We start from the raw sequence: 1,777 nt of genomic DNA on the forward strand, positions 1-1,777 counted from the left end.
CAACAACCCCGGGCGATTTTTGCCACTGATCATCAGGCTGGTCTTGTCGCAGCCGGAGGCCGGCGTGTCCTGGCGACCGATGATAATGAAACGGGTGGTGTTGTCCGGGCGGTCTTCAATGTTGCGTTGTACGGCAATGAGGCCATACAACTCTTCCGCCATTTCCCCGGCAATGGCCAGGGCATTCCACTCGTCTTTCAAGCGGCGGGCCGCTTCGGCATTGGAGCTGACCGCGATCCGCTCCACGCCGGGCATGTGGGCGTCCAGCCACTGACGACACTGGGCCAGCGTTTGCTGATGGGAGTACACACGGGTCACCTTGTCCTGGCGAGTATGCTCACCGGCCAGCAGGTGATGGTGAATGCGCAGCTCTACTTCCCCACAGATTTTAAGACTGGAGGTCATGAAGGTGTCCAGGGTGTGGTTCACCACCCCTTCAGTGGAGTTTTCTACTGGCACCACGCCGTAGTTGGCAGCACCGGATTCCACTTCACGGAACACTTCATCGATGGCACCCAGCGGCAGACTCTCCACTGCATGACCAAAATGCTTAAGCGCGGCCTGCTGGGTAAAGGTGCCTTCCGGTCCCAGAAACGCCACCTTCATGCGCTGTTCCAGTGCCAGGCAGGCACTCATCACTTCCCGGAAAAAGCGTGCCATGGTTTCGCCATCCAGCGGCCCCTGGTTACGCTCTTTCACCCGACGCAGCACCTGGGCTTCACGCTCAGGCCGGTAGAAAACCGGGTTGGGATCGGTGGCCGTTTTCACCTCGGCCACTTTATGGGCCAGGGTGGCGCGCTCGTTGAGCAGGTCCTGAAGTTTTTGATCCAGCTCATCGATCTGGTTACGCAAGTTGTCCAGGGAATCGGTCATATTGCCCTCGCAAGCACGCTGCACGCTTCACGCAACACGCGAACAGGCGTGGGAGCGTTGGTTACGATCTGGCGCCAACCGTTCAAATTCATTGTCCTACCCACCTTTTCAAACAATTCACTGCGCTTCCCGTTACTGCAACCCTGCCAGGCATGGCGTGGTGCATGGTGCGTGAGGCGTCTAGGCGTTCTTTTTCTCAAACTCTGCCATAAAGGCAATAAGCGCATCCACCGCCGCTTCCGGCACCGCGTTATAGATGCTGGCGCGCATGCCACCCACGCTGCGGTGGCCTTTGAGATTCAGCAGGCCAGCTGCCTGCGCCTGATCCAGAAAGGGTTTATCAAGCCGATCGTCTGCCAGCACAAAAGGGACATTCATGCGGCTGCGACTGATGACCTCTACCGGATTGCTGTACAGGCCACTGTTATCAATAAAACCATACAGCTTTTCCGCCTTGCGCTGGTTAATTTCGCCCATGTTGCCCACGCCGCCCTGCTTTTTCAGCCAGGAGAACACCAGGCCTGACAGGTACCAGGCATAGGTGGGTGGGGTGTTGTACATGCTGCCGTTGTCGGCATGGATCTGGTAATTGAGCATGGCGGGCACATTGGCGCCGGCCTTGCCAAGCAGGTCCTTGCGAACGATGACCAGAGTCAGGCCGGCCGGGCCAATATTCTTCTGGGCACCGGCATAAATCAGCCCGTACTGGTTCACATCCACTGGCCGGGACAGGATGGTAGAGCTCATGTCTGCCACCAGCGGGGTGTCGCCCACCGCCGGTACAAAGCTGTATTCCAGGCCGCCAATGGTTTCATTGGGGCAGTAATGCACATAGGCCGGGTTATCAGACAGGGCCCAACTGTCCTGCGGCGGCACGGTACTGAAGTTGGTGTCTTCACTGCTG

Annotated in this window: 2 protein-coding genes; both read right to left on the minus strand. The window is 58.2% G+C overall.

The features are described from left to right. Positions 1-873: chorismate mutase (gene pheA, locus A3730_RS00980; RefSeq protein ID WP_063537277.1), on the minus strand; the 873-nt coding region annotated here is incomplete at its 3' end. Between the two features lie 180 nt (positions 874-1,053). Next, positions 1,054-1,777: 3-phosphoserine/phosphohydroxythreonine transaminase (gene serC / locus A3730_RS00985; RefSeq protein ID WP_063537279.1), on the minus strand; the 724-nt coding region annotated here is incomplete at its 5' end.

The organism is Alcanivorax sp. HI0044, assembly GCF_001634945.1.